Here is a 5,826-nt window from a genome sequence, read left to right as displayed (position 1 = left end):
ACCTCGGCTGCGCGTCTCACAACGCGATGTGGGAGCGGGTCCACACGCTCCTGTTCGACGCGTCGCTCGAGTGGCTGCGCTCGGGCACCGTGAATGGGATGGAGCGCGGGATCGTACGGCTGGGCTACGAGTAGAGCACGGACTCCCGCGGCGTCCGACCGGGCCCCTCGATCACGCGGCCTCCGCCACGGGGATCGCCGCGCCGACCTTGCGCGGCGCGGTTTCCTCGAGAAACAGCGCGGCGACGCCCGCGCAAAGCGCACACGCCGCCGCGACGATGATCGGCGCGGCGAGGCTCGTCTGATCCGCGATCCAGCCGGCGACCGTCGGCATCGAAACGCCGCCGACGAGCTCGCCGACGCAGACGACGAGCCCCATCGACGACGCCGCGAGCGACCTCGAGACGGTCTCGCCCGGGACGACGCCCATGAAGATCGGGAACGCGCCGGTCCCGCTCCAGCCGACGAAGAGCAGGACGCTCAGCATCCACATCGGGCCGTCGAACCAGAGCGCCGCGAGCGGCGTGACGATGCCGAGAAAGCAGAATACGATCATCGCGGGCTTGCGGCCGACGCGGTCGGACCACGCGGGCACGAGGAAGCCGCAGATCATCGTCGCGAGCCCCGTCACGCCGACGAGCGCGCCGGCCTGCTCGGCCGTGAAGCCCCGGTAGCTCTGGAAGAAAAGCGGCAGGAACGCGAGGCCGACGAGGAACCACGCGACCATGAAGATCGAGATGATGCAGCAGATGCGGATGTTGTGCGCCCGGAGCATCTCGATGGCGCTCGACCCGATGCGCGGCGGCGCGGCGTGCGCCTCTTCGGGCGCCCGCGCGGGCTCGCGCAGGTAGAGCAGGACGAGGAGCGCGCAGACGAGCCCCGGAATGCCGGTCAGGAAGAAGGTCGCCCGCCAGTCGAAGGCCTCGGCGAGCCTCGGCACCAGGAACCCCGCGAGCAGCGTCCCCATCAGCGCCGCGAACACGTTCTGCATGATGCCGGCGTTGAGCCCGCGGCGGTGCGGCGACGACTCCACGTTCATGATCGACAGGCAGACCGGCAGGAACGGCCCCTCCGCGATCCCCATCAGCACGCGCGCCGCGAGCAGGAACGCGAACGACGTCGCGAGCCCCGAGACGGCCGAGCAGAGCGAGAACACGACGATCGACAGCAGCACGAAGGGCTTCCGGGCGCGAAGCAGATCCGACCACGCGCTGACGAAGTAGGCCGACAGCGCCCACGCGAGCGCGAGACCGGAGCTCAACATGCCGATCTGCGCATTCGTGAGGCCGAGATCCGTCTGGATCGCCGCGGCGAGGTAGTTGATCGTGTTGCGGTCAAAGAAGACCAGCCCGAACGAGAAGCCGAGCAACAACAGGATGCCGTTCTCGTAGCTGAAGAGACCCGACCGGCGCGCCGGGTCGGCCGACGTGATCCGCACTCTCCCCCCAATCGTTGTTCAGGCCCTGCAGGCTCGTGCATCGTACACCAGCCTGCGGGGTCAGCCGAGGCGGTCGCCAATCCGGCCGACGGGCCAACACGGTTTGCCGAGCCGACCGGCGGGCGCAGCCGCCCGCTCGTACGATTGCAAACATCCGGCCGGTCGGCTCTTCCGCGCAGCGCCTGGTCCATACCGTCCGGCAGCACGATCTCGGACGCTTCTCGGCAGTTTTCCGCGTTTTTTCACCTTCGGGACTTCGCCGGAGCTCCTCCCGACGACTGATGCTAGCATCACGATGGTCCGCTCTCTGCATGCATACTCGTTCTCGCTATGGCGTAACGCTCACAATCTCCTCGACAAGAAGAAGATCATGCGACGTTCTGCTAGGGTGCTCGTCCGTCCGAGCCAACGAGGTTCCGATGCCGGTACGTAGATCCCGCAGAAGTGCCGGGCCGTCGCCGCCGTTAGACTGCACGCTATCCGGCTGCTCCGAGCCTTGACGACGACGACGTCCGTGCAAGTGCCTCTGTCGCCGCTGCTGGTTGCTCGCGTGCTCCGCTCACCCGGGGAGGTCTTCGCCGCATTCGCCGAGCGTCCGCCGAGCGCGGCGCGCGTATTCTTCGGTTTCGCGCTGTGGCTCCTGATCCTGCCGCCGCTCTTCGCGTACGTCGGCACGGCCGCGTTCGGCTGGCGGCTCGGCGTCGCGCCGATCACGCTGCCGCGGCCGGTGATCGCGGCGGTCTCCGCGGCCTATTTTCTGCTGCTCCTGTTCGGGCTGCTCAGCACTGCCGCGATTGCGCGTTGGATGGCGAAAACCTACGGTGCGCGCGAATCGTTCGGCGCGAGCCTCGCGCTCGTCGCGGTCGTCGGCGTGCCGCTCGCGCTCGGCAGCGCCGCGCACCTCTATCCGCACGCGTTCCTGAACGTGATCGTGCTCGTGCCGGCGCTGATCGCGAGCATGTACCTGCTTTACCGGGGGCTGCCGACCGTGCTCGGCATCGATCCCGGCCGCGGGATGCTGATGGCGTCGTCGCTGATCGCATATCTGCTCGTCGCGTGGGTCAGCCTGCTCGGGCTGACCGTCGTCCTCTGGAGCCGCGGCATCGGCCCGCGGATCGGGGCATGACATGAGCGCCACCGTCGTGCACTACGAGGACCGGATCGTCGCGGCGTTCACCGCCGCGGCGGTCGCATGGACGCTCGTCGGGATGCTCGCAGGCGTCTACGTCGCAGCGGAGCTCGTCTGGCCGGCACTCGGATTCGAGCAGCCGTGGCTGTCGTTCGGGCGGCTCAGGACCGTGCACACGCATTCGGTGATCTTCGGCTTCGGCGTGTCCGCGCTGATCGGCACGGCGTTCTATAGCGTGCAGCGGACGTCGCACGTGCCGCTCTTTGCGCCGCGGCTCGCGTGGTTCGTGTTCTACGCGTGGCAGGCGACGTGCGTGCTCGGCGCGCTCTCCCTGTTCGCCGGGATCAACGCGTCGAAGGAGTACGCCGAGCTCGAGTGGCCGTTCGATGTCGCGATCGCGGTCGCATGGATCTCGTTCGGCGTCGTGTTCTTCGGCACGCTCGCGCGGCGCAAGGTCGGCCCGATCTACGTCTCGAACTGGTTCTACGGCGCGCTGATCATCGTCGTCGCGATGCTGCACGTCGTGAACAGCCTCGCGCTGCCCGCGACGCTGACGAAGTCCTACTCGCTTTACGCGGGCGCGCAGGACGCGATCGTGCAGTGGTGGTACGGGCACAACGCGGTGGGCTTCCTGCTGACGGGCGGCTTCCTCGGCATGCTCTATTACTTCCTTCCGAAGCAGGCCGAGCAGCCGATTTGGAGCTATCGGCTGTCGATCGTCGCGTTCTGGGCCTTCGTCTACACCTATATCTGGGCAGGTCCGCATCACCTCCACTACAACGCGATCCCGGAGTGGGTACAGTCGCTCGGCGTCGTCATGAGCCTGATCCTGCTCGCGCCGTCGTGGGCGACGATGATCAACGGCGTGATGACGGTCAGCGGCGCTTGGCGGAAGCTCAGGGTCGACCCGGCGCTCAAGTTCGTCGTGCTGTCGCTCGCGTTCTACGGGCTCGCGACGTTCGAGGGGCCGATGATGGCGATTCGCAGCGTGAACATGCTGTCGCACTTCACCGAGTGGACGGTCGGGCACGTGCATTCGGGCGCGCTCGGGTGGAACGCGCTGATCACGTTCGGCACGTTCTACTACCTCGTGCCGCGGCTCGCAGGCCGCCCGCTCTGGAGCACGCGGCTCGCGAACGTGCACTTCTGGCTCGCGCTCGCGGGCGTCATGCTTTACGTGATCGCGATGTGGGGCGCCGGGGTCTCGCAGGGGCTCCTGTGGCTCACGCTCGACGATCTCGGCAAGGTGCGCTACGGCTTCGTCGACGTGATGGCCGCGATGGCGCCGTATTACGCGCTCAGGCTCGTCGCGGGCGGGCTCTTTCTCGCGGGCGCTTCGCTGATGGCGGTGAATCTTTGGCGGACGATGGGCGGCCTCGAAACCGTGCCCGTTGCGCCGCCCGCCGGCGCGCTCGCTGCGGAGACCGGCGCATGAGCCTGCTCGGCCTGCACAAGCGGATCGAGCGAAGCTCGGGGCTCCTGATCTTCGGGATCCTCGTCGTGTCGTCGATCGGCGGGCTCGTGCAGATCATCCCGAGCCTGTACCAGGAGTCGCTCGCGACGCCGGCGGAAGGCGTCGCGCCCTACGCGCCGCTCGAGCTCCTCGGCCGCGACGTCTACATCCGCGAGTCGTGCTCGTCGTGCCACTCGCAGCAGGTCCGGCCGCTGCTCGCAGAGGTGCAGCGCTACGGGCCGTACTCGCGCGCGGACGAGTTCGTCTACGACCGGCCGTTCCTGTGGGGCTCGAAGCGGACCGGACCCGACCTGCACCGGATCGGCGGCAAGTACACGGACGCCTGGCACCGTGTGCACATGGTCGATCCGCGCGCGGTCGTCCCAAATTCGATCATGCCGGCCTACCCATGGCTCGCCGAGCGGCCCGCGGATCCCGACGGCAGCATCGCCGCCCGCCTCCGAACGCTCAAGCGTCTCGGCCACCCGTACACGGACGACGACATCGCGGCCGCGGCCGACGCGGTCGCCGGCAAGACCGAGCTCGACGCGGTGATCGCGTATCTGCAATCGCTTGGCCGCACGCGCGCGAGAGGTAGCGGGCTATGACTTACGTGATCTTCATCGGCGACATGCTCGTGATGGCGTTCATGATCACGCTCGTCGTCTGGCTCTCGCTCCGCGGCCGAGCGGCGCACTTCGAGGCGATCGCTCGGCTGCCGCTCGACGACGAGGACCGCGATGGCTGATCTGCCGGCGCGGTTCTGGGGCGGCTGGATCGTCGTGCTGACCGTGACGACGCTCGCCGCGCTCGCGTGGCTCGTCGTCAGCGTGTACTTCGCAAAGAATCACGACGGGGGCATCGGCGAGCTCACGTGGGACGAGACGCTGAAAGAAGGCACCACGCCGGCGCCGCTCTGGTGGTTCTGGCTGATCTTCTCGCTGCTCGTCGTCTCGGTTCTGTATCTCGTGCTCTACCCCGGCCTCGGCACGTTCGCGGGCGTGCTGCACTGGTCGCAGCATCACGAGATCGAGACGAGCGCGGCGGCGTACGACGAGCGCTTCGGCCCGCTGCGCGCGGAGCTCGCTTCGGCGGAGCCCGGGCGGCTGCGAGAGGACCCGCGGGCGATGGCTGCGGCCGCGAGCGTATTCGCGAACCATTGTGCGGCTTGCCATGGTCCGGACGCACAAGGACAGGCGAATCTGTTTCCGAACCTGCGGGACGCCGAGTGGCAGTGGGGCGGCACGTTCGACACCGTGATGCAGACGATCACGGCCGGCCGGATCGCGGTCATGCCGCCTCTCGGCGCGGCGCTCGGCGAGCAGGGCGTCGAGGAGGTCGCGGACTACGTCCTCGCGCTCGCCGAGGGGCGCGGAGACGACGAGGCGGTCGCGGCCGGGCGCACGCGCTTCGCGCAGCTCTGCTCGGCGTGTCACGGCCCGGACGGCTCGGGCCAGGCGCTCCTCGGCGCACCGCCGTTGAACAACGGCCACTGGCTCTACGGCAGCTCGCGCGATTCGATCGTGACGTCGATCGTCGACGGCCGAAACGGCGAGATGCCGGCGTTCGCCGGGCGCCTCGATCCCGTGCAAATCCGGTTGCTCGCGGCCTGGCTCGGCGCCGACTGACGGCGCCGCTGTCGCGTGGCGATGCCCGGATCCTGATTTCGTCAGGCACGCGCGCCGGTCGGCGCGCCCGAGTGGAACCGAAAGACGCGGTCGGGCTCCGTGGCGAGCTCCGCTTCGCGGCCGGCGAGAGCCGCAAGCCTGCGTTCGCTCTCTACCTTACCCTCGGAGGTGTCCGCACG

6 protein-coding genes are annotated in these 5,826 nt (G+C 68.6%); 5 read left to right on the top strand and 1 reads right to left on the bottom strand.

Translation table 11 applies throughout. The features are described from left to right. Window positions 1-171 precede the first annotated feature (171 nt). Window positions 172-1,437 carry an MFS transporter gene (locus tag VF329_15770; protein HEX7082467.1) on the bottom strand — a complete coding sequence of 422 codons (1,266 nt, stop codon included), beginning with the start codon at window positions 1,435-1,437 and terminating at the stop codon, window positions 172-174. A gap of 496 nt (window positions 1,438-1,933) precedes the next feature. Between VF329_15770 and VF329_15765 the strand changes: the two genes are divergently transcribed. The 5 genes from VF329_15765 to ccoP are packed head-to-tail and all read left to right on the top strand — an operon-like array spanning window position 1,934 to window position 5,647. Then, entirely contained in the window at window positions 1,934-2,563 is a 630-nt protein-coding gene (locus VF329_15765; GenBank protein ID HEX7082466.1) for a Yip1 family protein, read from the top strand. Window position 2,564: 1 nt separating this feature from the next. Beyond that, on the top strand, window positions 2,565-4,001 hold the full coding sequence (ccoN, locus tag VF329_15760) for a cytochrome-c oxidase, cbb3-type subunit I (GenBank protein ID HEX7082465.1): 1,437 nt from the start codon (window positions 2,565-2,567) through the stop codon (window positions 3,999-4,001). Beyond that, window positions 3,998-4,627 (top strand): cytochrome-c oxidase, cbb3-type subunit II, encoded by a 630-nt coding sequence (ccoO, locus tag VF329_15755; GenBank protein HEX7082464.1) that lies wholly within the window; start codon window positions 3,998-4,000, stop codon window positions 4,625-4,627. The genes ccoN and ccoO overlap by 4 nt, the downstream gene beginning before the upstream one ends. Continuing rightward, window positions 4,624-4,767, top strand: coding sequence for a hypothetical protein (locus VF329_15750; GenBank protein ID HEX7082463.1), 144 nt, complete (start codon window positions 4,624-4,626; stop codon window positions 4,765-4,767). The genes ccoO and VF329_15750 overlap by 4 nt, the downstream gene beginning before the upstream one ends. Next, window positions 4,760-5,647 carry a cytochrome-c oxidase, cbb3-type subunit III gene (gene ccoP / locus VF329_15745; GenBank protein HEX7082462.1) on the top strand — a complete coding sequence of 296 codons (888 nt, stop codon included), beginning with the start codon at window positions 4,760-4,762 and terminating at the stop codon, window positions 5,645-5,647. The genes VF329_15750 and ccoP overlap by 8 nt, the downstream gene beginning before the upstream one ends. Window positions 5,648-5,826 lie beyond the last annotated feature (179 nt).

It is taken from the genome of Gammaproteobacteria bacterium, assembly GCA_036381015.1.
Taxonomy (GTDB): domain Bacteria; phylum Pseudomonadota; class Gammaproteobacteria; order Steroidobacterales; family Rariloculaceae; genus ZC4RG20.
Note: the sequence above shows the minus strand (reverse complement) of the source record. Positions and strands in the feature narration are given on the sequence as shown.

Coding starts and splice junctions, on each gene's coding strand:
- ccoN (HEX7082465.1), top strand. CDS start 2,565: ATGAGCGCCACCGTCGTGCACTACGAGGACCGGATCGTCGCGGCGTTC.
- ccoO (HEX7082464.1), top strand. CDS start 3,998: ATGAGCCTGCTCGGCCTGCACAAGCGGATCGAGCGAAGCTCGGGGCTC.
- VF329_15750 (HEX7082463.1), top strand. CDS start 4,624: ATGACTTACGTGATCTTCATCGGCGACATGCTCGTGATGGCGTTCATG.
- ccoP (HEX7082462.1), top strand. CDS start 4,760: ATGGCTGATCTGCCGGCGCGGTTCTGGGGCGGCTGGATCGTCGTGCTG.